The sequence below is a fragment of the Nocardioides sp. Z43_10 genome (genome assembly GCF_059766615.1).
The window spans coordinates 219,597-243,793 of record NZ_JCBAJY010000006.1 but is presented as its reverse complement, the minus strand read 5'-3'; the positions used below and the strand labels follow the sequence as shown (position 1 = coordinate 243,793).

24 protein-coding genes and 2 tRNA genes are annotated in these 24,197 nt (G+C 73.0%); 9 read left to right on the top strand and 17 right to left on the bottom strand.

The window, feature by feature from the left end:
* Positions 1–2 precede the first annotated feature (2 nt).
* A complete protein-coding gene (locus tag AC6EI4_RS13160; RefSeq protein WP_498451733.1) occupies positions 3–524 on the top strand; it encodes a DUF3515 domain-containing protein in 522 nt (173 codons plus the stop codon).
* Positions 525–543: 19 nt separating this feature from the next.
* On the opposite strand, the gene AC6EI4_RS13155 is transcribed toward AC6EI4_RS13160, so the two are convergent.
* The gene (locus AC6EI4_RS13155) at positions 544–1,677 is read right to left on the bottom strand and encodes a D-alanine--D-alanine ligase family protein (protein WP_498422065.1); all 1,134 of its coding nucleotides are present in this window, start codon (positions 1,675–1,677) and stop codon (positions 544–546) included.
* Positions 1,678–1,711: 34 nt separating this feature from the next.
* On the opposite strand from AC6EI4_RS13155, the gene AC6EI4_RS13150 reads away from it, so the two are divergent.
* A complete protein-coding gene (locus AC6EI4_RS13150; RefSeq protein WP_498422067.1) occupies positions 1,712–2,797 on the top strand; it encodes a trans-sulfuration enzyme family protein in 1,086 nt (361 codons plus the stop codon).
* Here AC6EI4_RS13150 and AC6EI4_RS13145 read toward each other — a convergent pair whose 3' ends face one another.
* The 3 genes from AC6EI4_RS13145 to AC6EI4_RS13135 form a co-directional block, all read right to left on the bottom strand.
* On the bottom strand, positions 2,798–4,357 hold the full coding sequence (locus AC6EI4_RS13145) for a hypothetical protein (RefSeq protein ID WP_498451732.1): 1,560 nt from the start codon (positions 4,355–4,357) through the stop codon (positions 2,798–2,800).
* 164 nt (positions 4,358–4,521) lie between these two features.
* Positions 4,522–5,523: an NAD(P)H-dependent glycerol-3-phosphate dehydrogenase gene (locus AC6EI4_RS13140; protein WP_498422070.1), complete on the bottom strand. Its 1,002-nt coding sequence runs from the start codon at positions 5,521–5,523 to the stop codon at positions 4,522–4,524.
* Complete coding sequence (locus tag AC6EI4_RS13135) at positions 5,523–6,278, bottom strand: lysophospholipid acyltransferase family protein (RefSeq protein ID WP_498451731.1); 756 nt, start codon at positions 6,276–6,278, stop codon at positions 5,523–5,525. Before AC6EI4_RS13135 ends, AC6EI4_RS13140 begins: the two co-directional genes overlap by 1 nt.
* Positions 6,279–6,426: 148 nt before the next feature.
* Between AC6EI4_RS13135 and cofC the strand changes: the two genes are divergently transcribed.
* Positions 6,427–7,092, top strand: coding sequence for a 2-phospho-L-lactate guanylyltransferase (gene cofC / locus AC6EI4_RS13130; RefSeq protein WP_498422074.1), 666 nt, complete (start codon positions 6,427–6,429; stop codon positions 7,090–7,092).
* On the opposite strand, the gene AC6EI4_RS13125 is transcribed toward cofC, so the two are convergent.
* From AC6EI4_RS13125 to leuC, 3 genes are all read right to left on the bottom strand, one after another.
* Complete coding sequence (locus AC6EI4_RS13125) at positions 7,093–7,767, bottom strand: HU family DNA-binding protein (RefSeq protein WP_498451730.1); 675 nt, start codon at positions 7,765–7,767, stop codon at positions 7,093–7,095. It lies immediately after the preceding gene.
* A 192-nt stretch (positions 7,768–7,959) separates the two neighbouring features.
* Positions 7,960–8,568: a 3-isopropylmalate dehydratase small subunit gene (leuD, locus tag AC6EI4_RS13120; RefSeq protein WP_498422078.1), complete on the bottom strand. Its 609-nt coding sequence runs from the start codon at positions 8,566–8,568 to the stop codon at positions 7,960–7,962.
* Between the two features lie 26 nt (positions 8,569–8,594).
* Positions 8,595–10,001: a 3-isopropylmalate dehydratase large subunit gene (gene leuC / locus AC6EI4_RS13115; RefSeq protein ID WP_498422079.1), complete on the bottom strand. Its 1,407-nt coding sequence runs from the start codon at positions 9,999–10,001 to the stop codon at positions 8,595–8,597.
* Positions 10,002–10,120: 119 nt separating this feature from the next.
* Between leuC and AC6EI4_RS13110 the strand changes: the two genes are divergently transcribed.
* Complete coding sequence (locus tag AC6EI4_RS13110; protein ID WP_498422081.1) at positions 10,121–10,843, top strand: IclR family transcriptional regulator; 723 nt, start codon at positions 10,121–10,123, stop codon at positions 10,841–10,843.
* Between the two features lie 7 nt (positions 10,844–10,850).
* On the opposite strand, the gene AC6EI4_RS13105 is transcribed toward AC6EI4_RS13110, so the two are convergent.
* The 7 genes from AC6EI4_RS13105 to AC6EI4_RS13075 all read right to left on the bottom strand — a co-directional run bounded on the left by AC6EI4_RS13105 (position 10,851) and on the right by AC6EI4_RS13075 (position 16,650).
* Entirely contained in the window at positions 10,851–11,342 is a 492-nt protein-coding gene (locus tag AC6EI4_RS13105; protein WP_498422083.1) for a methylated-DNA--[protein]-cysteine S-methyltransferase, read from the bottom strand.
* 1 nt (position 11,343) lies between these two features.
* Entirely contained in the window at positions 11,344–12,831 is a 1,488-nt protein-coding gene (locus tag AC6EI4_RS13100) for an AlkA N-terminal domain-containing protein (RefSeq protein ID WP_498451729.1), read from the bottom strand.
* 207 nt (positions 12,832–13,038) lie between these two features.
* Positions 13,039–13,111 (bottom strand) — tRNA-Glu (locus AC6EI4_RS13095).
* A 92-nt stretch (positions 13,112–13,203) separates the two neighbouring features.
* Positions 13,204–13,275 (bottom strand) — tRNA-Gln (locus AC6EI4_RS13090).
* A 35-nt stretch (positions 13,276–13,310) separates the two neighbouring features.
* Entirely contained in the window at positions 13,311–14,333 is a 1,023-nt protein-coding gene (locus tag AC6EI4_RS13085; RefSeq protein ID WP_498451728.1) for a CPBP family intramembrane glutamic endopeptidase, read from the bottom strand.
* A gap of 2 nt (positions 14,334–14,335) precedes the next feature.
* Entirely contained in the window at positions 14,336–15,841 is a 1,506-nt protein-coding gene (gene gltX, locus AC6EI4_RS13080; RefSeq protein WP_498451727.1) for a glutamate--tRNA ligase, read from the bottom strand.
* Positions 15,841–16,650, bottom strand: coding sequence for a fumarylacetoacetate hydrolase family protein (locus AC6EI4_RS13075; protein ID WP_498451726.1), 810 nt, complete (start codon positions 16,648–16,650; stop codon positions 15,841–15,843). The genes gltX and AC6EI4_RS13075 overlap by 1 nt, the downstream gene beginning before the upstream one ends.
* 70 nt (positions 16,651–16,720) lie before the next feature.
* Here AC6EI4_RS13075 and AC6EI4_RS13070 point away from each other — a divergent pair, with 70 nt between their 5' ends.
* The 4 genes from AC6EI4_RS13070 (at position 16,721) to AC6EI4_RS13055 (ending at position 19,697) form a co-directional block, all read left to right on the top strand.
* Positions 16,721–17,605 carry a 3-methyladenine DNA glycosylase gene (locus tag AC6EI4_RS13070; RefSeq protein ID WP_498451725.1) on the top strand — a complete coding sequence of 295 codons (885 nt, stop codon included), beginning with the start codon at positions 16,721–16,723 and terminating at the stop codon, positions 17,603–17,605.
* Positions 17,602–18,162 carry a M23 family metallopeptidase gene (locus tag AC6EI4_RS13065; protein ID WP_498451724.1) on the top strand — a complete coding sequence of 187 codons (561 nt, stop codon included), beginning with the start codon at positions 17,602–17,604 and terminating at the stop codon, positions 18,160–18,162. Before AC6EI4_RS13070 ends, AC6EI4_RS13065 begins: the two co-directional genes overlap by 4 nt.
* Positions 18,159–18,764 carry a pentapeptide repeat-containing protein gene (locus AC6EI4_RS13060; protein ID WP_498451723.1) on the top strand — a complete coding sequence of 202 codons (606 nt, stop codon included), beginning with the start codon at positions 18,159–18,161 and terminating at the stop codon, positions 18,762–18,764. The genes AC6EI4_RS13065 and AC6EI4_RS13060 overlap by 4 nt, the downstream gene beginning before the upstream one ends.
* A gap of 69 nt (positions 18,765–18,833) precedes the next feature.
* A complete protein-coding gene (locus AC6EI4_RS13055) occupies positions 18,834–19,697 on the top strand; it encodes a hypothetical protein (protein WP_498422098.1) in 864 nt (287 codons plus the stop codon).
* Between the two features lie 28 nt (positions 19,698–19,725).
* Here the strand turns inward: AC6EI4_RS13055 and AC6EI4_RS13050 are convergent, their stop codons facing one another.
* Together AC6EI4_RS13050 and AC6EI4_RS13045 are read right to left on the bottom strand one after the other, a co-directional pair.
* Positions 19,726–21,132, bottom strand: coding sequence for an amidase (locus tag AC6EI4_RS13050; protein ID WP_498451722.1), 1,407 nt, complete (start codon positions 21,130–21,132; stop codon positions 19,726–19,728).
* Between the two features lie 48 nt (positions 21,133–21,180).
* Positions 21,181–21,726 (bottom strand): NADPH-dependent FMN reductase, encoded by a 546-nt coding sequence (locus AC6EI4_RS13045; protein ID WP_498422103.1) that lies wholly within the window; start codon positions 21,724–21,726, stop codon positions 21,181–21,183.
* A 96-nt stretch (positions 21,727–21,822) separates the two neighbouring features.
* On the opposite strand from AC6EI4_RS13045, the gene AC6EI4_RS13040 reads away from it, so the two are divergent.
* The gene (locus tag AC6EI4_RS13040; protein ID WP_498422104.1) at positions 21,823–22,419 is read left to right on the top strand and encodes a TetR/AcrR family transcriptional regulator; all 597 of its coding nucleotides are present in this window, start codon (positions 21,823–21,825) and stop codon (positions 22,417–22,419) included.
* 9 nt (positions 22,420–22,428) lie between these two features.
* On the opposite strand, the gene cimA is transcribed toward AC6EI4_RS13040, so the two are convergent.
* Positions 22,429–24,009 (bottom strand): citramalate synthase, encoded by a 1,581-nt coding sequence (gene cimA / locus AC6EI4_RS13035; protein WP_498451721.1) that lies wholly within the window; start codon positions 24,007–24,009, stop codon positions 22,429–22,431.
* Between the last annotated feature and the right edge of the window lie 188 nt (positions 24,010–24,197).

The following is a 24,197-nucleotide window of genomic DNA, read 5'->3' as shown; positions in this document are numbered from 1 at the left end:
GCGTGTTGGCTCCGATTCGACGCCCCGAGTCCCTACGGACCCGGGGCGTCGTCGTCCCCGCTCTGCTCGGGCTCTGCCTGGCCCTGGCCGCCTGCGGCCAGGACGCGGTCGAGGTGGCCTCTCCCGACCTCAGCCGCGCCGACGCCACGACCTGCGCCGAGTTCCTCGACGCGCTGCCCGAGCGCCTGGTCGGCCTGGAGCCCCGCGAGACCACCCCCGAGGGCGCCACTGCGCGGGCCTGGGGCGACCCGGCCGTGGTGGTCGAGTGCGGGACCCCGGTCCCGGCCGAGTTCGACGCGCTGTCCACCTGCCAGGAGGTCGACGGCATCGAATGGTTCGTCCCCGCCGACCAGATCGCCGACCAGTCGGCCGATGTGGTGATGAGCACGATCGGCTACTCGCCGGGCGTCACCGTCCGGGTGCCCGCGCAGCGGCGGCCGCCCACGGACGTGTTCGTCGAGCTCGCTCCCGCGGTCGGCGAGTCGCTGCACCACGTGTCGTCCTGCGCCGGCGAGCTGCCCTGAGGCAGCGTCGCCGACCGGCTCAGCGCAGTCCGGTGTCCCGGTCCAGGGCGAGGCGGACCAGGCGGTCGACCAGCTCGGGGTAGTCGATCCCGCTGGCGGCCCACATCCGCGGGAACATCGACAGGCTGGTGAACCCGGGCAGCGTCTCGACCTCGTTGAGCACCACCCGCCCGTCGGGGAAGACGAAGAAGTCGACCCGGGCCAGGCCCTCGCAGTCGAGCGCCTCGAACGCGGCGACCGCCAGCGCCTTGACCCGGTCGGCGACCTCGGGGTCGACGTCGGCGGGCACGTCCAGGGCGGTGTTCTCCTCGGGCAGGTACTTGGCCTCGAAGTCGTAGAAGGCGTGCGCCGAGGCGACCCGGATCTCCGCCAGCTCGCTGGTGGCGGGGCCCGCGCCCCGCTCCCCCTCCAGCACCCCGCACTCGATCTCGCGGGCACCGACCGCGGCGGCCTCCACGATCACCTTGGGGTCGAACCGGCGCGCCTCGGCCAGCGCCTCGTCGAGCTGGTCCCAGGAGTCGACGCGGGAGATCCCGAAGCTCGACCCGGCCCGGGCGGGCTTCACGAAGACCGGGAGCCCGAGGGCGACGATCTCCTCGTGCAGCCGGGCGCGGTCGCGCTCCCAGGTGCGCGGCGGCAGCACGACGTAGGGCAGCACCGGCAGCCCGTGGGCCTCGAAGAGCAGCTTCATGTACATCTTGTCGGTGCCCACCGCGGAGGACAGGACGCCGGCGCCGACGTAGCGCACCCCGGCCATCTCCAGCATCCCCTGCAGGGTGCCGTCCTGGCCGAACGGGCCGTGCATCACCGGGAACACCACGTCGACCTCGCCGAGCACCTGCGGCACCTGGCCGGGCGCGTGCACGAGCAGCTCGTTGGTCTCGCCGTGCACGATCTGCACGTCGGCGCCGTCGGTGACCTCGGGCAGCTCACCGCCGGGCCCCAGCGCCAGCCTCGAGGCGTCGGACTCCAGCACCCACCGCCCCTCGCGGGTGATGCCGATCGGCACCACGTCGTAGGCGTCGCGGTCGAGGGCCGAGAGCACGCTGGCGGCCGACAGGCACGAGATGGAGTGCTCGCTGGAGCGACCGCCGAAGACGACGGCCACCCGGGGGCGGCGGGTGGTACGGGAATCGCTGTTGGGCTCGTTCATCGGCGCCGACCCTACCGGCCTTAGGCTGGGCGCCATGCCCGAGGACACCCCCAGAGCACTCAAGCCGGCCACCATCGCGGTCACCGCCGGACGCCCCAAGGTCCAGCCCGACGCACCGCTCAACGAGCCGATCACGATGGCCTCGACGTACGTCGCGGGCGGCGACCTGGAGTACGGCCGCTACGGGAACCCCACCTGGCAGGCCTTCGAGGAGGCCCTCGGCGCGCTCGAGGGCGGACGGTGCCTGTCCTTCGCCAGCGGCCTCGCGGCGGTCGCCACCGTCCTCGACCTGGTCGGACACGACGGCCTCGTGGTGGCGCCGCGACACAGCTACAACGGCACGATCATGCAGCTCGGCGACCTCGAGGCCCGAGGTCGGATCCGCTCGGAGCTGGTCGACATCACCGATACCCCCGCAGTCGTCGAGGCGTGCGCGGACGCGGCGCTGGTCTGGCTGGAGTCGCCGACCAACCCGGCCCTCGAGGTCGCCGACATCGAGACCATCGTGGCGGCCGCGCACGAGGCCGGCGCCTACGTCGTCGTCGACAACACCTTCGCCACGCCGCTGCTCCAGCGTCCCCTCGAGCTCGGCGCGGACCTGGTCGTGCACTCGGCGACGAAGTACATCTCCGGGCACAGCGACGTGCTGATGGGCGCGATCGTGACCCGCGACGACGAGCTGCACCGGGTGCTGAAGGGGCGCCGCGACCTGATCGGCGCCGTGCCCGGCACGCTCGAGGCGTGGCTGGCCCTGCGCGGCCTGCGCACCCTGCACGTGCGTGTCGAGCGCGCCCAGGCCAACGCCCAGGAGCTGGTGCGCCGTCTCGACGCCCACCCCGCCATCGGGCAGGTCCGCTACCCCGGGTTCGGCTCCATCGTGTCGGTGGTGCTGGCCGAGGGAGCGCTGGCGGCCGACCTCTTCACCCACAAGACCCGACTGTGGGTCCACGCCACCAGCCTGGGCGGCGTGGAGTCGACGCTGGAGCGACGTCGGCGCTGGAAGTCCGAGCCGGCCACCATCCCCGACGCCCTGGTGCGCATGTCGGTGGGGATCGAGGACGTCGACGACCTGTGGGACGACCTCGAGCGGGCCCTGGACACGCTGACCGCCGAGCGGTAGCTAGCGCCCGGCCGGCGGGTCGTCGGCGACGACCCCGCCCTCACGCAGCCACCACGCGGCCGCGCCCTGGATCTCCTGTGTCGCCGCGCCGGCGCCGGCCAGCAGCTCCAGCGTGGGGTGCTGGGCCATCCCGGCGGCGAACACGGCGCGCCGGCTGGTGACGTCGCCCTCCTTGAGCAGCGCCTCCAGCAGGCCCTCGGGGATCGGGTGGCCGGCGGTGGCCGCCATGGTCGCCGCGGCGAGCTGCAGGTCGCGCGGGCCCTCGAACCAGGCGCTCATCGCCGCGGGGAAGCGCGGGGCGCGCATCGAGACGAGGGTGAAGGTGACCCGCTCCCGCAGGCGCTGGTCGGCGCTGTCCTGCACGGTCCGGGCCAGGGTCTCGATGATCAGCCCGGAGAACGGGAGGGCGGCGAGCAGCAGGTAGCTCGTCACCATGGTGGCGTTCGACGGGCCGGCCACCAGCTCGAAGAGCAGCCGGGTGAGGATGGGCTGCTCGTCGAGGCCCAGCCGGCGGCAGATCTCGGCAGACATCCGCTCGCAGGCCACCCAGTCGGCGTTCCCTCGGGTGGGCGACCAGGTCTCCTCCGGGGGCGCGGACTCCGGCAGCCAGGGCAGGTGCCGCTCCAGCCCGCGCTGCACGTCCGTGGGCAGGTTCCAGAACAGCACCGACAGCGAGCGCCAGTGCTCGCTGCCGTGCTCGACCTCCCGGCACGCCTCCATGAAGGGCTCGACCAGGTCGAACCACCACTCGTGGCGGAAGCCACGGGTGACCGCGGCCGTCTCGATCGCCCACACCCCGGCGTAGACGACGTGCGAGCGCGGGTCGCGGAGCCGCTCGACCCCCCACATCCAACCCTCGTGCGTGCCGCTCTGGCCCATCACCACCGCGACGTTGTAGATCAGCTGCAGGTCGGGATCCGCCAGCCGGCGCGCGACGGCCTCCACGACGGCGTCGGCGCGGGGGCCGCAGCGCAGCAGCGCCAGCGCCTCGAACCGTGGGGCGAAGGCGGCTCCTACGCCGCGCTCCAGCTCGCTGACCAGGCGCGCGGCCAGCTCGACGGCGAGGCGGTGCGGGAACCCGACTCCGGGCCGGGAGACGATCCGGGCCCAGTGCAGCCACTCTCCCCCGGTGGGTCGACCGGCGCGCACCGCCTCGGTGGCCAGCGTGATGTCGTCGTCGCGCAGGGGCGCCTCGCGGTCACGGTCGGCCCGCGCCTGGGGGAAGGTCCGGCACATCAGGTCCACCGGCGCCCGCAGGACGCCGGGCGACAGGCCGAGCAGCTCCTCGTAGGCGTCGATCAGCCTGCCCGAGCGCAGCTGACCGGACTCCATCCGGCTCAGCGTGTACGGGGTCGTGAGGATGCCGCGCTCCTCGAGCGCGGTGATCATGTCCGACTGGCGAGCGAAGGAACCGGGCCGGGCGGTCAGCCGGGCCATCCGCAGCAGCCAGCCGGAGCGGACGTTGGCGTCGACGGTGCCCTCATGCAGCGCGGTGAGGTCCTCCAGGACCTTCAGGGGCGCGCCCCGGCCTCGCTTGGCCGGCCCCCCGGCATTCCCCATGTCTGACACCCCCGTGTCGCAACGCCCGGCGAAGAGCCGACCGTTCGTATATCTTCGCCTGCCGGGCGCCGCCCTGTCCGGACAAACGCGCCATTGGGTCCCCGCGGCCGCCGGTGACGCTGGTCACCAGCGTCACCGGTCACCGGCGTCTCGCGACGTCGGGCTCAGTCGGTCTCGGCCTTGGTGTCACGGGCGATGAAGGAGTCCATCATCTCGGGCGCGGTCATCCGGCCGGCCACGACGGCGTCGACGTGCTCGGCGATCGGCGCGTCGATGCCGGTGCGCCGGGCCAGGGCCAGCAGTGACGAGGACGACTTGACCCCCTCGGCGACCTGCCGGGTGGAGGCGTAGACCTCGCTGGTGGTCATGCCCTGGCCGAGCTTCTCGCCGAACGTCCGGTTGCGCGAGAGCGGTGACGAGCAGGTGGCGACCAGGTCCCCCAGGCCGGCCAGCCCCATCAGGGTCAGCGGGTTGGCGCCGAGCGCGGTGGCCAGGCGGGCGGTCTCCGCGAGACCACGGGTGATCACCGAGGCCGTGGTGTTGTCGCCGAACCCCAGGCCCACCGCCATGCCCACGCTCAGCCCGACCACGTTCTTGTAGGCGCCGCCCAGCTCGCAGCCCAGCACGTCGACGCTGGTGTAGGGCCGGAACGCCTTGGAGTGGCACAGCCGCTGCAGGCGCCTGGCCACGTCCTCGTCGGCGCAGGCCACCACGGACGCGGCCGGCTCCCGCCGCGCGATCTCCTTGGCCAGGTTGGGCCCGCTGACCACCGCGATCCGCTCGGGTCCCGCGTCGGCGACCTCGGCGATCACCTCGCTCATCCGCTCCAGGGTGCCGAGCTCCACGCCCTTCATCAGCGAGACCAGCACCGCGTGCCGGGGCACGTGCGGAGCCCAGGCCACGAGGTTCTCCCGCAGGCTCTGCGACGGCACGGCCAGGACGACGACGTCCGCGCCCGCAAGCGCCTGCTCCGGGTCGTGGGTGGCGCGCACCGAGCGCGGCAGCTCGATGCCGGGCAGGTAGTCGGTGTTCTCACGGGTCTTGTTGATCTCCGTGCACACCTCCTCACGACGGCCCCACATGGTGACCTCGTTCCCGGCGTCGGCCAGGACCATGGAGAACGCGGTCCCCCACGAGCCGGAGCCCATCACTGCGACCTTCGTCATCAACGGTCCTTCCGGTGGGGGTTGCCGATCTGCCGCACGCCCGCACGGCGAGGGTCGAAGCGCTCCGCGGGCGCCGGCTCGTCGCGGATCTCCGCGAGGAGGCCGGTGATCGCATCCATGATCCGGTCGGTGGCCGCCCGGATGGTAGCGGCCGTGCGGGGAGCCTCGCGCAGGTCCTCGAGGGGCACCGGGTCACCGACCTTCACCGTGAGGTGCTTGCGCGGGAAGAGATGGGGCCGGCGGCTGTACGGCGCCAGCAGCTGCTGCGCCCCCCAGTGGGCGACCGGGATCACCGGCGCGCCGGTCTCCAGCGCGATCCGGGCCGCACCGGTCTTGCCGACCATCGGCCACAGCGCGGGGTCGCGGGTCAGGGTCCCCTCGGGGTAGACGACGACGCACTTGCCGGCGGCGACCTCGCGCACCGCCGCGTCGTACGCGCCGACGGCGGTGCCGGAGAGGCGCTCCACCGGGATCTGGCCGGCGGCGATGAGGAAGCGGCGCAGGGCGCGGTTGCGGAAGAGCCCGGCCTTGGCCAGGTAGTGCGGCAGCCGGCCGTGGTCGTAGAGGAGGTGGGCGCTGATCAGCGGGTCGAGGTGCGAGAGGTGGTTGAGCACCACGATGCAGCCACCGGTCGCCGGGATCTTGTCCCCGTCGAGCCAGGTGTGCCGGGTGGTGGCCAGGAACGTCGGCTTGAGGATGACCGCGCCCAGCGTGAACGCCCAGCCGCGCCTCCCCTCGAGCCTGCGTACCCTCACCTGTGTTCCCCGTCCCTGCCGGCGACCGTCCACGCCGGTCGTGACGCGCCCTACGTCGAGGTGCAGGCTACTCGCTCGTCCGGTCCAGGGCGGTCCTTGGCTCGACACTCTGCGGCTGCGGCGCCCGACGGTGGCAGGATCGTCCCCGATGACAGACTCCGCACCCTCCACCCCCGACGGCGCCGCCGACGGGTTCGTCGTACTCGTCCCGGTCAAGCCGCCCGCGGTCGGCAAGTCGCGCCTGGCCGGGCTCCCCGACGAGCACCGACGCCGCCTGGCGGCCGCCTTCGCCCTGGACACCGTGACCGCGGCGTTGCGCACCCCCGCGGTCGCCCAGGTGCTGGTGGTGACCGACGACCACCGCTTCGCCGCCCAGCTCAGCGCGGCCGGTTGCTCGGTGGTGCCCGACGGCGCGGCGGAGGATCTCAACGCCAGCCTGGTGCAGACCGCGGCCGAGGCGCTGCGGCGCTGGCCGCGGCTGGTGCCGGTCGCACTGTGCGCCGACCTGCCGGCGCTGCGTCCCGAGGACCTGCAGGCCGCCCTCACCCAGGCTGCCCGAGAGACCGCCGCCGGACACGCCTGCTTCGTCGCCGACCGCGCCGGCATCGGCACGACGATGTACGCCGCCGGACACGCCGGGTTCGCCCCCCGGTTCGGCGCCGGCTCCCGCGCGGCTCACCTGGCGGGCGGAGCCCGGGAGATCGAGGGGGCGCTGGTCAGCCTGCGCTCCGACGTCGACGACCCCGGTGACCTGGGCCACGCCCTCGTGCTGGGGGTGGGGACCCGGACCGCCGAGGTCACCGGCCGCGCCTGATCAGCTCGAGGAGCCGCCGGCCGCCTTCTTCGCGGTGCTCCTCTTGGCGGTGGTCTTCTTCGCGGTGGTCTTCTTCGCCGTGGTCTTCTTCGCCGTGGTCTTCTTCGCGGTGGTGGTCTTCTTCGCCGTGCTCTTCTTCGCCGTGGTCTTCGCGGTGGCCTTCTTCGCGGTGGCCTTCGCCGGGGCCTTCTTCGCGGTGCTCTTCGCGGGAGCCTGCTTGGTGGCGGTCTTCTTGGGGGCGGTCTTCTTCGCCGACGTCGCCGGAGTCGCCGTCGCGCTCGCGCTCGTGCTCGTCGCGTCCGCCTTCCTGGCCGCGCCACCCGCCGCCCCGAGCGCGGTCGCGGCCGCTGCCCGGGCCGGCGCCGTCGCCACGGCCAGGGTGAGTGCGGGGAGACTCTTGGCTCCGGAGATCACGTTCCTCAGATCGGCGCCGGGCGTGAACTTCGGCACGGCCGTCTTCTCCGCCATGATCCGCTCGCCCGTGCGCGGGTTGCGGACCCACCGGGCCTCCCGGATCCGCTTCTCGAAGGAGCCGAAGCCGGTGATGGCGACCTTCTCCCCCCGCGCCACCTCCCGGGTGATGGTGTCCAGCACGGACTCGAGGGCCTGGGCCGCGGCCTTGCGGTTGCCGTCGTAGCGGGCCGCCAGGGCGTCGATCAGCTGCGTCTTGTTCACTGCGGTCCCCTTAGGAACGTGGGCCGAGCCCGGTGCTCGGCATGGATGCCTGCACGCTAGGGACTTGTGAGGTCCCTCACAATCACCCTTGGACGATTTGCTCACCCACCGGTCGTCCAACGCCGACGGCCCGACGCGGGCAGCGTCGGGCCGTCGGAGTGGAGCGGGGTGATGCGGGGGGTGCAGCGGGCCTCAGGAGGCGTGCAGCGTGACCGGCTTCCAGGAGGGCCGGGTCGCCTCGTAAGCGGTGATGTCCGCCTCGTGGGAGAGGGTGATGCCGATGTCGTCGAGCCCTTCGAGCAGCCGCCAGCGGGTGTAGTCGTCGATGTCGAAGGGGGCCTCGATCGCGTCCGGGCCCTCGCCGGCCCGCACCGTGCGGGCCTCCAGGTCCACGGTCACGGCTGCGCCGGGCTGGGCGGCGAGCAGGTCCCAGATCCGCTCCACGACGCTCTCATCGACCTGGGCGGCGAGCAGGCCGGCCTTGCCGGAGTTGCCGCGGAAGATGTCCGCGAAGCGCGGGGAGAGGACGACCTTGAAGCCGTAGTTCTGCAGGGCCCAGACGGCGTGCTCACGCGACGACCCGGTGCCGAAGTCGGGTCCGGCGACCAGCACCGAGCCCGCGGCGTACGCCGGGTTGTTCAGCACGAAGTCGGGGTCGTTGCGCCAGGCGGCGAACAGCCCGTCCTCGAAGCCGGTGCGGGTGACCCGCTTGAGGTAGACGGCCGGGATGATCTGGTCGGTGTCGACGTTGCTGCGCCGCAGCGGCACCCCGACTCCGGTGTGGGTGGTGAACTTGTCCATGTCGATGTCCTGTTCTGCGAGGGCCGTCAGGCGTTGATCAGGTCGGCGGGCGAGGAGAGCGTGCCGCGGACCGCGGTCGCGGCGGCGACGGGCACCGAGACCAGGTGCGTGCGCCCGCCCTTGCCCTGACGTCCCTCGAAGTTGCGGTTGGAGGTCGACGCGCTGCGCTCCCCCACCGCGAGCTGGTCGGGGTTCATGCCCAGGCACATCGAGCAGCCCGCCCCGCGCCACTCCGCGCCGGCCTCGAGGAAGATCGAGTCGAGGCCCTCCTCCTGCGCCTGCAGGCGGACCCGGACCGAGCCCGGCACGACCAGCAGTCGGGTCCCCTCGGCCACCTTGTGACCCTTGATGATCTCGGCGGCCAGGCGCAGGTCCTCGATCCGGCCGTTGGTGCACGAGCCGACGAAGACGGTGTCGATCTTCACCTCGCGCAGGGGGGTGCCGGCCTGCAGGTCCATGTACTGCAGGGCCCGCTCGGTGGCGATCTTGTCGGTCGGGTCCTCGAAGTCGTCCGGGCTCGGGACCGAGGCGCCCAGCGGCACCCCCTGCCCCGGGTTGGTGCCCCAGGTGACGAACGGGGTCATCGTCGAGGCGTCGAGCACGATCTCCTTGTCGAAGACGGCGTCGTCATCGGTGACCAGGGTCCGCCAGTGCGCGACCGCGGCGTCCCAGTCGGCGCCCTTCGGCGCCTCGGGCTTGCCCTCGATGTAGTCGAAGGTGGTCTGGTCGGGGGCGATCATGCCCGCCTTGGCGCCCCACTCGATCGACATGTTGCAGATGGTCATCCGGCCCTCCATGGAGAGCTGCTCGATGGCCTCGCCGCGGTACTCCACGATGTAGCCCTGGCCGCCGCCGGTCCCGGCGTGGGCGATCAGGGTCAGCACCAGGTCCTTGGCGGTGACGCCGGCGGGCAGGGTGCCGTTGACGGTGACGGCCATCGTCTTCGGCCTCGCCTGCATCAGCGTCTGGGTGGCGAGCACGTGCTCGACCTCGGAGGTGCCGATCCCGAAGGCGATCGCCCCGAACGCGCCGTGGGTGGAGGTGTGGGAGTCGCCGCACACGATCGTCATCCCCGGCTGGGTGAGCCCCAACTGCGGTCCGACCACGTGGACGATGCCCTGCTCCACGTCGCCGAGCGGGTGCAGCCGCACGCCGAACTCCTCGGCGTTGCGACGCAGCGTGTCGACCTGGGTGCGTGAGACCGGGTCAGCGATCGGCTTGTCCCAGTCGATCGTGGGCACGTTGTGGTCCTCGGTGGCGATGGTCAGGTCGCGACGACGCACCGAGCGCCCCGCCAGCCGCAGCCCGTCGAAGGCCTGCGGGGAGGTGACCTCGTGGAGAAGATGGAGATCGATGAAGAGGAGGTCCGGCTCCCCCTGTGCACTGCGGACCACGTGCTCGTCCCACACCTTCTCGGCCAGGGTCTTGCCCATAACTTCCCCTCCACACTGACTCGCCTGGCACGGCAGGTGACGCCGGCCGGCCATCGGATTTCTCTCGGACCTGGAATCTACCCCTTGCATCCCATGATCTGAGACGGCAGTATTGCCATATGGACAACTCTAGCGGCGTGGGCGTTCTCGACAAAGCAGCACTGGTGCTGGCAGCGCTGGAAGCGGGCCCCGCGACTCTGGCCGGTCTAGTCAGCGGCACCGGCCTGGCCCGCCCGACGGCGCACCGCCTCGCGGTCGCCCTGGAGCACCACCGCCTCGTGGCCCGTGACATGCAGGGCCGCTTCGTGCTCGGCCCGCGACTGACCGAGCTCTCCGCCGCGGCCGGCGAGGACCGCCTGCTCGCCGCGGCCGGGCCCGTGCTGGCGCGGCTGCGCGACATCACCGGCGAGTCCGCCCAGCTGTGGCGCCGCCAGGGTGATCACCGCGTCTGCGTCGCCGCCGCGGAGCGCCCCAGCGGCCTGCGCGACACGATCCCGGTGGGCTCTCAGCTGACGATGCGGGCGGGATCCGCGGCACAGGTGCTCCTGGCGTGGGAGGACCCCGAGCGCATGCACCGCGGCCTGCAGAACGCCGCCTTCTCCGCCACCGCCCTGTCCGGCATCCGCCGCCGCGGTTGGGCCCAGTCCATCGGCGAGCGTGAGCAGGGCGTCGCCTCGGTCTCGGCCCCGGTCCGCTCGCCGAGCGGCAAGATCATCGCCGCGGTCTCGGTCTCGGGTCCCCTCGAGCGGCTCTCGCGCCAGCCCGGCCGGATGCACGCCCCGGCCGTCCTGGCCGCCGCCGAGCGGCTCTCCGAGTCCCTGCGCCGCGCCGCCGCCGAGTAGCCCCCGCTCAGAACAGGACGTCGGCGCCGCTGCGCTCGAGGTCGAGCAGCGCCTGCTTGCGCACCAGCCCGCCGGCGTAGCCGACCAGCTTGCCGTTCGCCCCGATCACCCGGTGGCACGGGATCACCACCGCGATCGGGTTGCGGCCGTTGGCCAGCCCCACGGCACGCGAGGCCGCGTTGGTCATCCCCAGGCGCTGCGCGATCCGCCCGTACGACGTGGTCTCGCCGAAGCCGATGGTGCGCAGCTGGTCCCACACCCGCTGCTGGAACGGCGTCCCGACCGGGCGCAGCGGCAGGTCGAACGTGGTCCGCTCCCCACGGAAGTAGGCCGACAGTTGGGCGCGCGCCTCGACCAGCACCGGGTGATCGTCGGCGCGTCCCCCGATCGCGGGCTCGCGGCCCACCGGCGGGTAGGGGGCGAACTCGATCGCGACGATCGCCTCATCGCGCTCGACGATGCGCAGGTCGCCCACGGGCGACTCCATCTCCGTCCACATCTCAGGTCTCCTCGCTCGACAGGGTAAGGGAGTGCCACAGGTGCATCAGCGCGTAGGAGCGCCAGGGGCGCCAACCCTCCGCTGCCGCGGCGGCCGCGGCCGGTGCCGAAGCCGCCGGGCCCGCTAGCCGGGTCAGCGCCTGGCGCACGCCGACGTCGGTCGGCAGGAACACGTCGGGGTGCGCCAGCGCCCGCAGCGCGATGTAGTCGGCCGTCCACGGCCCGATGCCGGGCAGGGCGAGGAGCCGGCGCCGCACCTCCCCGCGGTCCGGGCCCCGGTCCAGGGCCACCGAGCCGTCGGCCAGCGCCGCGCACAGACCCGTCAGCGCCCGCGCCCGGGCGCGCGGCATCGCCAGCTGTTCCGGCGCCAGCGCGGCCAGCGTCCCCGCCGTGGGGAACAGCCGCTCGAGGCCGGGCACCGGCGTGGTCAGCTCGCGGCCGTGCGCCTGCGCCAGCCGGGCAGCGAGGGTCCGGGCCCCCGCGACGCTCACCTGCTGCCCCAGCACCGCGCGAGCCGCCACCTCGTCGCCGTCGACGTGGCCGGGCACCCGCAGCCCCGGGGTGGCGCGGACCAGGGGCGCCAGCAGCGGGTCGTCGGCGAGCTGTCCGTCGACCGCCAACGGGTCGCAGTCGGCGTCGAGCAGACGACGTACGCGCTCGAGCGCCGCGGAGGTGTCCCGCAGGTCGGTGAGCGTGAACGTCGCCTCGGCCGAGGCGACGCCGGCACCGTCGGCGACGTCGGGCACCCGCACAGCCACGGCGCCCTGGCCGTGCGGCAGGGCCAGGGTGCGCGAATAGCAGTCCCCCTCGACGTACTCGACTCCCGGGATCGCCCGCCGGGCCAGGAAGCCCAGCAGGGCCCGCCCGGCGTACGGCGTGCGCACCGGGATCCGCATCGTCAGCGTGCCGGCCGTCTGAGGCCCGCCCCGCCGGCCGCGCAGCTGCGACGGCGTGCTGGCGTAGACCTCGCGGACGGTCTCATTGAACTGCCGGACGCTGGAGAACCCGGCCGCGAACGCGACGTCGGCGAACGACATCGTGGTCGACTCGATCAGCACCCGGGCGGTCTGCGCGCGCCGCGCCCGGGCGAGCGCCAGCGGGCCGGCGCCCAGCTCGGCGAGCAGGATCCGGTTGAGGTGCCGGGGCGTGTAGCCGACGCGCCGGGCGAGCTCGGGGACGCCGCCGCGGTCGACCACCCCGTCGGAGATCAGCCGCATCGCCCGCCCGGCCACGTCGGCGGCCACGTCCCAGTCGGGGCTGCCGGGGGCGGCGTCGGGCAGGCACCGCTTGCACGCGCGGTGCCCGGCCGCCTGGGCGGACGCGGCGCTGCGGTGGAAGCTCACGTGGGCGAAGGCGGGGGTGCGCGCCGGGCACGAGGGCCGGCAGTAGATGCCGGTCGTGCGCACCGCGGTCCAGAACACCCCGTCGAAGCGGCGGTCGCGACTGCGCACCGCGCGGTAGCAGCTCTCCGGGTCCAGCGACGTGGTCATCGACACACCCCCATCCTGACACCCCACCCCCGCCCCGACTGGCGGAAATCAGACCCCACAGCGAGTCGGCGCGCACTCGCGCGGAAAACCCGCCGAGTCGGCGTGAGCTCGCACGAGACAGGCGCCGAGTCGGCGCAAGCTCGCAGGCGAGGAGCGCCTGGGAACGACGAAGGCCCCGCGGTGGTGACCGCGGGGCCTTCGTGTCTGTACCCCCGACCGGATTCGAACCGGCGCTACCGCCTTGAGAGGGCGGCGTGCTAGGCCGCTACACAACGGGGGCATTGCGATCTTCCGCCTTGCGGCTTCGTTCGCGAGCGAAACTCTAGCGGGGCTAGCCTCTCGCACAAAATCGCGGCCTGCGCCGCGATCTCGCTGGGATACTAGGACTCGAACCTAGACTAACTGGACCAGAACCAGTCGTGCTGCCAATTACACCATATCCCAAGGTAATGCAAGCCCCCACGTAATTCTTGGGGGCTTCAGGCCCGTTCTGGCGCCGGAGAGAAACCATACACGCGCCCCCGGGAGGCCACCAAAACGGCCGAATCCGCGGTGTTCCGAAGCCGCATCGCGCGGGCCACCAGCAGGGCCAGAGCGAGGTAGACCAGCGACTGCGTGAGGGTCGTCGGGATCGACCACCAGCTTCCCCCGGTCGGGTTCAGCGCGGTGGCCATGTCGCTGAAGGCCAGCGCCAGACCGAAGGCCAGCCAGTTGTTCAGCACGTGCATGGCGATGGCCGCCTCCAGGCCGCCGGTGAGCACCACCAGCAGCCCGGCCACGATCCCGAACGCGAACCGGTCGAAGAAGATCGGCAGGCTCTGCCCCAGCCCGTGCGCCAGCGCGAAGAGCAGGGCGGGCACGACCACGGCCACCGCACGGCTGCGGAAGAGGCCGCCGAACGCCTGGGTGAGGTAGCCGCGGAAGGCGTACTCCTCCCCCGCCGCCTGCAGCGGAGTGAGGAAGAGCACCACGATCACGAAGTCGCGGATCTCCCGGGTGAACTCCCGCGGCGTCGAGGTGACGTCCGCGCCGCCGTCCTGGACCGGCAGCAGCGCGGAGACCACCACGGTGGCGACCAGCGCGAGCACCGAGAGCCCCAGGCAGGCGACGAAGTAGCCCCACCGCATCCGTGGCCGCACCGAGGTCGTCCAGCGCGGCTTCAACCCGTGCAGCGCCCGGGTCAGCAGCCACACCACCGGGATCAGCGTGGCCAGGGACAGGTTGAGGTAGGCCAGGCCGAGCGGCGTCGGGTCGCCGAGATCGAGCAGGTCGCCCATCGCCTCACCCACCGGCTCCCCGGCGACCACGAAGCCGACCGTGAACGGCACCAGCCAGGCCACCGGGGCCAGCACGACCATCGTGACCGCGAGCAGCACCACCCCGAGCAGGGTGCGCCACCAGCCGCGCTCCCCGGCCCGGTGCAGCTCGTGGAACCCCAGCGGCGGGTACGCCGCGTCGATCTCCTCCTGGGTCAGCGCGGGGCCGGGGGCGCCGGGCTGCACGCTCAGGCGTCCTGGGCGCGCTGCAGCCGCGAGAGCGCCCGCTCGCGGCCGAGCAGCTCGAGCGACTCGAACAGCGGCGGGGAGATCTTGCGCCCGGACACCGCGACCCGCACCGGGCCGAAGGCCAGCCGCGGCTTGAGGCCGCGCTCCTCGACCAGCGCCTTGCGCAGCGCCTCCTCGATGTCGGCCGTCGACCAGGTGTGCAGCGCCGCCAGCGCGTCGTACGCCGCCCGGACGACCTCGCGTCCGGCGTCGTCGATGGAGTCGGTGCGGGTGAACGCCTCCTCCTCGACGAACAGGAACGCCAGCATGTCGACGGCCTCGGTGAGCTTGTTGATGCGCTCGGCGACCAGCGGCATCGCCAGCTCCAGCAGGCGTGCGTCGGAGTCGGAGACCGGGTCGGAGACGACGCCGGCGTCCTTGAGGAACGGCAGCACCCGGTGCGTCATGTCGTCGAGGGTGAGGCGCCGCATGTGCGAGGCGTTGATGGCCTCGGCCTTCTTCAGGTCGAAGCGGGCCGGGTTCGGGTTCACCCGGCGGATGTCGAAGGCCTCGACCATCTCCTCGAGGGTGAAGATGTCGCGGTCCTCCGCGATCGCCCAGCCGAGCAGGGCGAGGTAGTTGAGCAGACCCTCGGGCAGGAAGCCCTGCTCGCGGTAGTGCAGCAGGTGGGCCTCGGGGTCGCGCTTGGAGAGCTTCTTGTTCCCCTCGCCCATCACGTAGGGCAGGTGGCCGAACTGCGGCGTCATCTTGGCGACGCCGATCTCCTTGAGCGCGTCGAAGAGCGCGATCTGGCGCGGGGTGCTGGAGAGCAGGTCCTCGCCGCGCAGCACGTGGGTGATCTCCATCAGCGCGTCGTCGACCGGCGCCACCAGCGTGTAGAGCGGGTCGCCGTTCGCGCGGGCCAGCGCGAAGTCGGGGACGAACTCGGTCTGGAAGGAGATCTCGCCGCGCACCACGTCGTCGAAGGTGATCTCGCCCTCGGGCATCCGGAAGCGGACCACGCTGGGCCGGCCGGCGAACCCGGCGAGCTGCTCCTCGCTGAGCTCGCGGCAGAAGCCGTCGTAGCCCATCACCTTGGAGCCGGTGGCCTTGCGGCGCTCCTCGACCTCGGCGTTGGTGCAGTAGCAGTCGTAGGTGTAGCCGGACTCACGCAGCCGCTGGAGGACGTCGCGGTAGATGTGCGAGCGCTCGCTCTGCAGGTAGGGGCCGTAGGGGCCCCCGACCAGCGGGCCCTCGTCCCAGTCCAACCCGAGCCACTGCATGACCTCGATCAGGGAGTCGTAGGACTCCTGGGTGTTGCGGGCCGCGTCGGTGTCCTCGATGCGGAAGACGAACGTGCCGCCGTTGTGGCGGGCGAAGGCCCAGTTGTAGAGCGCCGTGCGGGCCAGCCCGACGTGGGGGCTGCCGGTCGGCGAGGGCGCCATCCGGACGCGGACGGGGCGCGCCTGGGGGGTCGCGTCGTTGGTCGAGCCTGCGTCGTCGTCGGTCGGGGTTGTCGAGACCATTAGCGCTGAGCCACCTTGTTCGTGAGAGTGCCGATGCCGGCGATCGAGATCTCCACCTCGTCGCCGACGTTCATGGGACCGACACCCTCGGGGGTGCCGGTGAGGATGACGTCGCCGGGCAGCAGCGTCATCACGCTGGTGACGTGGGCGATCAACGTGGGGATGTCGAAGATCAGGTCGCGGGTGCTGCCGTCCTGCTTCAGGTCGCCGTTGAGGTGGGTCTGGATCGAGACCCCGTCGGCGAACGTCTGCGGGTCCAGGTCGGTCTCGATCCACGGCCCGAGCGGGCAGAACGAGTCGAAGCCCTTGGCCCGGGTGAACTGCACGTCCTTGCGCTGCAGGTCGCGCGCCGTCACGTCGTTGGCGATGGTGTAGCCGTGGATGACGTCGGTGGCCTGCTCGGGCGGCACGTCGCGACAGATCCGGCCGATGACGACCGCGAGCTCGCCCTCGAAGTGCAGGTCCTGGGTCTGGCGGGGGTAGAAGATCGGGTCGCCGGGCCCCACCACGGAGGTGTTCGGCTTGAGGAACATCAGCGGCTCCTCGGGCAGGTCGCTGCCCATCTCCGCGGCGTGCGCGGCGTAGTTGCGACCGATCGCGACCACCTTGCTGCGCGGCAGGACCGGCGCGAGCAGCCGCACGTCGGCCAGCCGGTACTCCTGCTCGAGCAGCTTGACGCCGACGTAGAGCGGGTCGCCGGCCAGCGCGACGATCACGCTGTCGTCGGCCGGCTGGCCGAACTCGTCGACGTCGCCGGTCACGACGCCGTACAGGGGGTCTTCTCCAGTGGTGAATCTCGCAATACGCACGGGTCGAGCCTAACGGCCCGGGCCCCGCCCGCTCGCCGGACGGTGCGGGCCGGCGCCTACCCTTGTCCCGATGGACGTGCGGGTGCTCGACGAGGCGCAGTGGTCGGCCCGCCGGGCCGCCCACGAGGCGCGCGTCGACGCGTTCGTCGCGCCGCACCTCGCGCGGCGCGAGTCCCGGGTCAAGCACCCGGTCCACGACTTCCTGTTCACCTACTACTCCCAGCGCCCCGCCCAGCTGCGCCGCTGGCACCCCGGCTACGGGGTGGCGCTGACCGGAGCCGAGGAGTACCTCGACCTCAAGGGCTACGCCCACCTCGGCGAGGGCGTGGGCGTCGCCGAGGAGTACGTCGCGCGGCAGCGGCCGCTGCTGGAGTCGCTGCACGCGCTGCTCAGCGCCACCGCGTCGCGCCCGGCCAACCTCGGCTGCTTCGGGATGCACGAGTGGGCGATGGTCTACCGGCTCAGCCCCGAGCAGGTCCGCCACGCCGACTGGCCGCTGCGCCTGGGCGCGGACGGCACCGACCGGGTCGTGGAGTCCCACCGGATCGCCTGCTCGCACTTCGACGCGTTCCGCTTCTTCACCCCCGACGCGCGCCCGCTCAACGCCCTGTCCCCCACCAGCGGCGACCGGGCGGCGTTCGAGCAGCCGGGCTGCCTGCATGCCGGGATGGACCTGTACAAGCACGCCTTCCGGCTCACCCCGATGATCTGCTCCGACCTGGTCGCGGACTGCTTCGAGCTGGCCCGCGACATCCGGGTCCTGGACATGCGCGCGGCGCCGTATGACCTGACCGGGCTGGGCTTCGAGCCGCTCGAGGTGGAGACGCCGGCGGGCAAGCGGGAGTACGCCGCGCAGCAGCGCGGCTTCGCCGAGCGGGGCGCCCCGCTGCGCCGGCGGCTGGTCGAGGAGTGCGAGCGGCTGCTCGCCGCGGTCGGGATAGCGTGTCCGCCATGATCCGCGCCGCCCTCGTCACCCTGCTGAGCGTGCTGGTCGCGGCGCTGCTCGTCCCGGTCACCGCGGCCAGCGCCGAGCCGGACCCGCGGTGGCGCTTCTACAGCAGCGACCGGACGGCGTACTCCTCCCCCTGGTACGCCGGGCGGCACCGGATCATGATCCCGTTCGGGTGCACCCCGGCGCCCTACTACTCCGCCGACCCGCGCTGCGCGAACGGCCGCGGCTTCCACCACGGCATCGACGTCGCGATCCCGTGCGGGCGCAAGCTGACGGCCGCGCGCAACGGCTGGGTGGTCGACAACGGCGCCCTGGGCCCGGCGTACGGCCGCAACCCGCTGCTGATCCGCAACCACCGCCTCGGCGTCGACTTCCTGATCGCGCACACCCGCAAGGTCTTCGTCGAGCGCGGGGACCGGGTACGGCGCGGCGACGTGATCGCGCGGGTCTCCGACGACGGTGCCCCCGACGGCTGTCACCTGCACTTCGAGGTGCGGCGAGCCGGTGGCGGGCTGTCCACCGCGCGTCTGCCCCGCCGACTGCTCGAGCTGCGCCGGTGAGCGCCGACGGCGAGGTTCGTGACGTCGACTACCGCGACGAGGACTGGTACGGCGACGACCTCGGCTCGGCGCGCTTCGTCGACTGCACGTTCACCGCGGTCGACCTCAGCGACGTGCGCACCCACGGCGCGCTGTTCGAGAACTGCACCTTCGACCGCTGCCGGCTCAACTCCTCGGTGCACCGCAGCACCGCCTTCGTGGCCTGCACCTTCCGCTCCACCGGCTTCTTCGACGCGACCCTGGAGGGCTGCAAGCTGCTCGGGTCCGTCTTCGAGCGGTGCAACCTACGGACGATGAAGGTCCGCGGCGGTCAGTGGGGCGCGGTGACGATCCGCGGCGCGGACCTGAGCCGGACGGACCTCAGCGGCCTCGACCTGCACGAGGCGGACCTGTCCCTGAGCAACCTCTCCGGCTGCGACCTGCGCCGTGCCCGGCTCGACTCCGCCACGCTGCGCGAGAGCGACCTGAGGCGCGCCGACCTGCGCGGCGCGAGCCTCGAGGGCGTCGACCTCCTCGCCGCCCGTCTGGGCGAGACCCGGCTCGACCTGGCCGGCGCCGTGCTCATCGCCGAACTCGCCGGCGCGCGGGTGGAGGCCGGATGAGGACTACTCCGGCTCACCTCGGGTAGAACAACCCGCGCACCCCACCTCGTCCACAGGAGGACCCGCTCCATGTCCCACTCCCAGCAGCCACCGCACGGCCCCGCGGATCCCGGCAGCGGCGGGGGCACCGGTGGGTTCGGTCCGCCCTCGCACCTGTCCGGTCCGCTGGGGGCACCGACGCGACCCGCGGCGAGCGGTCGCGACCGGCTGGTCCTCGGGCTGCTGGTGGCGTCGCTGGTGCTGGGGATCCTGGGCACGGCCGGGATCGTCTACGGCCTCAACAACGATCCGGCGACGGTGACCGCCGGCCCCGAGGAGCCCTCGACCAGCCCCAGCCCGTCCGAGTCCCCCACCGAGGAGCCGACCGACGAGCCGACCGAGGACCCCACCGACGAGCCCTCCGAGGAGCCGACCGAGGAGCCGACCGAGGACCCCACCGACGAGCCGACCGAGGGGCCCGACCCGACCGCCACCGGGAAGCTGAGGGCCAAGGAGTACCGCGACGACTGGAACTTCCGGCTCGGCGACGTGAAGCTCTCCGCCAAGAACGCCGGGGCTTGGAACTACCGCACCTGCGCCCCGGTCGAGAAGGAGGGGGCGCTCACCTCCCAGGGATGTCGCTACGCGGTCGAGGCGAGCTACAAGGCACGCGGGGGCAACCTCCAGTTCACCCACATCTTCTTCGTGATGCGCAACGCCAAGCGCGCCGAGAAGGCGGCGAACGGTCTCAAGGAGGAGCAGTTCACCATCCAGGACGGCCGCTTCATCCCGGAGTTCGCGGCCGGCAAGTTCCGCTCCGGCTCGACGGGGAGCGTCGTCGTGGTGACGGTCGCGACCCGCACCGACAAGGTCACCAACAAGGTGCTCGACAACTACCTGAAGTACGCCCACGTGGACTTCAAGTCGGCGCTGCTCTTCCGCGGCATCGGCTAGGCCCGGCTGGCGAGCGCCGAGCGCTCGGCTACCACAGCCGGGGACGGCGCCCGTGCCAGGGCGCGGCCTCCTCGACCTGCGCGGCCAGGGCGAGCAGCAGCTCCTCCTCGGCCGGGCGCCCCGCGAGCATCACGCCGATCGGCAGCCCGTCGGCGCTGGTGCCCAGCGGCAGCGAGAGCGCCGGCATCCCGGTCACGTTCCAGGCCGACGTCCAGGGGGTGAACGCCATCTGGGCGGCGAAGTCGGCGGCGGGGTCGGCGTCGTCGCGCAGCGCCCCCACCGGCAGCGGCAACTGTGCCAGGGTCGGCGTGAGCACCACGTCGTACGGCTCGAGGGCGCTCAGCGCCGCCGCCGCGAAGCGCCGCAGCTGACCGATCGCCAGGCCGAACTGTGGACCGGAGACCCGCGCGCCGCGCTCGCTGAGCCACCGGGTCAGCGGCCGCAGCAGGTGCTCGCGGCCGGCCGGTGCGCTGGAGAGGGCGCTGAGCACCGCCCAGCACGTCTCGAAGACCGGCACCGACTCCGGCGGCAGCGGCACGGGCACGTCCTCCACCCGGTGGCCCAGGGACTCCAGCAGGTCCGACGCGTCCTCCCAGGCGGCCAGGCACTCGGGGTCCACCGGCGCGTCCGGGACGAGCACCGGGGCGCTGAACCGGCCGACCCGCAGCCGCCCCGGGAGACGCTCGCAGGCGGCGAGGAACGACCCCGAGGGGGCGGGCGCCCAGGTCGGGTCCCCGGTGCGACGCCCGGCCAGCACGTCGAGCAGGGCCGCCGCGTCACGCACGGTGCGGGCCAGCGGACCGGCCACCGACAGCCCGATCGGGTCGCCGTACGTCGGCGCGCCGCTGACCCGTCCTCGGGTCGGCTTCAGTCCGACCAGCCCACAGCAGGAGGCGGGGACCCGGATCGAGCCGCCGCCGTCGGAGCCGGGGGCGAGCGGCACCAGACCGGCCGCCACCGCCGCCGCGGCGCCGCCCGAGGAGCCGCCCGCCATCCGGGTGGGGTCCCACGGGGTCACCGCCGGCGGGGCACCGTCGGGCTCGGTGTAGCAGGGCGAGCCGAACTCCGGCGTGCTGGTCTTGCCGAGGCTCACCATGCCGGCGGCCTCCAGCGAGGTGGTGACGCTGTCGGAGACCTTCGGCACGTGGTCGGCGTAGGCCGCGGAGCCGAAGGTGGTGCGCACGCCCGCGGTCAGATTGAGGTCCTTGATCGCGGTCGGCACGCCGTACAGCGGGGAGGCCCCGGGTCCCGGGCGGCCCAGCGCGGCCGCGCGCTCCCGGGCCAGGTCGGGGGTGAGCGTGACGAACGCCCCGACGGCGTCGGGGCGTTCGAGGTAGTGCTCGACCAGCTCCAGCGCGGAGACCTCGCCGCGTCGGACGAGGTCCCCCTGCGCCAGGGCGGACAGGTCGTGCAGGTGCTGCGGGGCGTCGGCCATGCTGGCGACGCTAGTGGCCCCGGGGCGCGCAGCCCAGAGGGCCGCGCGTCAGGCCGCCGCGTCGTCCTCGTGGGCCACGAGCGAGGCGAGGGTGTCGAGCAGGCGCTTGGTCACCTCGGGGTCGGCCAGGATGTCGCCCTCGAGCGCCGGCTGGGAGATCGTCAGGTCCTCCCGCACCACGGCGCCGGCGATCCCGGCCGAGCGACGGGCGTCCTCGTGCGACCACTTGCCGCCGTAGGGGGTGGGGGTGGCGCCGATGACGGCCAGGGGCTTGCCGGTGAGGGCGCCCTGGCCGTAGGGCCGCGAGAGCCAGTCGATGGCGTTGTTCAGCACCGCGGGCATGGTGCCGTTGTACTCGGGGGTGATCACCAGCACCCGGTCGGCCTCGGCGATCTGGGCACGCAGGCGTGCCGCAGTCTCCGGGACGGCGTCCGCGTCGAGCTCCTCGTTGTAGAACGGCACGTCGGCGAGACCCTCCACGATCTCGACGGTGACGTCCTCGCCGGACTGCTCCGCCAGGAAGCCGGCGATGCGGCGGTTGAGCGAGTCGGCGCGGAGGCTGCCGAGCAGGACGGCGACGCGGGTGTGGGTCATGGGTTCTCCTTGGAGGTTCGACGGGTGTGGCATGCGGTCTGCACGAGCGTAAACGGACCGCGGTCCGTTTATCTTCCCATGCTCTAGAGTCCAGGCGTGACCCCGTCCGCTCCGCTGCCGATCCACGGGCAGCCACCCCCCCAGCGCCGCGATGCGCAGCGCAACCGGGACGTGCTGCTGGCCGCGGCCGCGCACCTGGTCGAGCGCGACGGAGTGTCCTGCGTGACGATGGACGCGGTCGCCGCGGAGGCCGGCGTCGGCAAGGGCACGCTGTTCCGGCACTTCGACAGTCGGGCGGGGCTGATGGCCGCGCTCCTGGACCGCTCGGAGTCGGCCTGGCAGGCCGAGGTGATCTCCGGGCCGGCCCCGCTCGGTCCCGGCGCGGAGCCGCTGGAGCGGCTGCTGGCCTTCGGGCGCTCGCGGGTCGAGCTCAACCTGCTGCTCGGCGACCTGATCGTGGCCGCCGGCGGGGCGCCGGGCGCGCGCTCGCACCCGGCCCACGCCTTCTCCGCGATGCACGTGCGGCTGCTGCTGACCGCGCTGGAGGTGCCCGGCGACATCCCCGTGCTGGCCACCGCCCTGCTCGCCCCGCTCGAGGTGGTGATCCTGCGCCAGCAGGTGACGGTCGAGCACCTCGACCCCGAGCGGATCATCGCCGGCTGGTCGGACCTGGTACGACGCGTCGTCGGCTGACCTGCCGGCTCAGGCGTGGTGGCGGCGCAGCCCGAAGGTGACGGCGTCGAGCAGGGCCGCCCACGAGGCCTCGATCACGTTGGCGCCGACCCCGACGGTGACCCAGGAGGACTCCCCGTCGGAGGTCTCGATCAGGACCCGGGTGATCGCGTCGGTGCCGTGGCCCTGGTCGAGGATGCGGACCTTGTAGTCGATCAGCTCGAAGCGGGCGACCTGCGGGTAGGCCTGGCCGATGGCCTGGCGCAGGGCGTGGTCGAGCGCGTTGACCGGCCCGTTCCCCTCGCCGGTCACCACCAGGCGAGTGCCCCCGGCGTGCATTTTCACGGTGGCTTCGGACAGGGCCTCGCCGGCGGGCCGGTTCTCGGTGATCACCCGCCACGACTCGACGTCGAAGTAGGAGGGCCGGCTTCCCTCGACCTCCTCGACGAGCAGCAGCTCGAACGACGCGTCGGCCGCCTCGAAGGTGTGCCCGCGCGACTCCAGCTCCTTGACCCGTGCGGTCACCCGCCCCACCAGGTCCTGATCGCCGGACAGGTCGAAGCCGAGCTCCCTGCCCTTGAGCTCGATCGAGGCGCGCCCGGCCATGTCGGAGACCAGCAGGCGCATGTCGTTGCCCACCGCCGCCGGGTCGAGGTGCTGGTAGAGGTCCGGGTCGACCTTGATCGCGCTGGCGTGCAGCCCCGCCTTGTGGGCGAACGCGGAGGTCCCGACGTAGGGCTGGCGCGAGGCGGGCGCGACGTTCGTCACCTCGGCGACCGCGTGCGCGATGCGGGTCGCCTCGCCGAGCAGGCCGGTCGGCAGCACCGGGCGCTGCAGCTTGAGCTCGAGGTTGGCGACCACGGTGACCAGGTCGGCGTTGCCGGTGCGCTCGCCGTACCCGTTGACGGTGCCCTGGACGTGCGTGGCGCCGGCCTCGACGGCGGCGAGGCTGTTGGCCACCGCGCAGCCGGTGTCGTTGTGGCAGTGGATCCCGACCCGGACGCCGGTGGACTCGATCACGTCGTGCACCACCTCGGCCACCCACCCCGGCAGCATGCCGCCGTTGGTGTCGCACAGCGCGGCGACCTCGGCTCCGGCGTCGTGGGCGGTGCGCAGCACCTCCAGGGCGTAGTCGCGGTTGGCCCGGTAGCCGTCGAAGAAGTGCTCGGCGTCGAGGAAGACCTGCTTCCCCTCGGCGCGCAGGTGCGAGACGGTGTCGCGGACCATGGCGAGGTTCTCGGCCAGCGTGGTGCGCAGCGCGAGCTCGACGTGGCGGTCGTGGGACTTGGCCACCAGCGTCACCACGCCGGCGCCGGACTCGCGCAGCGCGGCCACCTGCGGGTCGTCGGCCGCCCGCAGGCCGACGCGGCGGGTGGCCCCGAACGCGGCCAGCCGGGCGTGCTTGAGGTCCAGCTCGGTGGCCGCGCGGCGGAAGAACTCGGTGTCCTTGGGGTTGGCGCCGGGCCAGCCGCCCTCGATGTAGCCGACCCCGAGCCCGTCGAGCTGGCGGGCGATGGCCAGCTTGTCGGCCACGGAGAGGTTGAGCCCCTCCTGCTGCGCCCCGTCGCGCAGCGTCGTGTCGTAGACGTGGAACGAGCCCTGCAGGTCCATCGGTGTCCATCTCGATTCGTACGGCCGGGGGTCCGGGGCGGCTGGTCGGGGCAACAAAAAAACCTCCCGGTCAACGAGAGGTCGGCGCGTCGGGGGCCCGGAGGCCGCGACGCGCTAGCGAATGATGATCGCGCTCAGCACCCGACCATTGTGGCACGCCGCGTCGACCGGCAGCCCGCGTCTCACCA